The organism is Arthrobacter sp. Y3225116 (assembly GCF_059091245.1).
In genome coordinates, this window is the sequence record NZ_JBNHGL010000610.1 from 1 (window position 1) to 310 (window position 310).

Annotated in this window: 1 pseudogene; it reads right to left on the reverse strand. The window is 75.5% G+C overall.

Annotation, left to right across the window (positions count from 1 at the left end):
• Positions 1 to 294: pseudogene (locus AC5RV2_RS19195) on the reverse strand (glycoside hydrolase family 76 protein); the annotation flags it as partial.
• Between the last annotated feature and the right edge of the window lie 16 nt (positions 295 to 310).

Genomic DNA, 310 nt, shown 5'->3' on the forward strand with positions numbered 1-310 from the left:
GGCGAGACGGCCGGCGCTCGGCCCGTCGCCGCCGTCGTAATGCTGGCCGCGGCGCAGCTCCCGCCACCCGGCATCCACCAGGCAGTCCAGGAAGTGGGCCTGCCACCAGTAGTGCCACGGCCCGCCGCGCCCGGGGGAGGGCTGGCGGACCGCGCCCAGCACAGTGAACGGAAGGCCCAGCAAACGCTGGCCGAAATGGCGGACGACGGCGATGGCGGCCTCGTCCGCGCGTCCTGCCGCCAGGGCGGAGTTGGGCGGGCGGAAGGCTCTGCCGCCGCCGGGCAGGGTGGGCATGTGGACCAGCCTAACG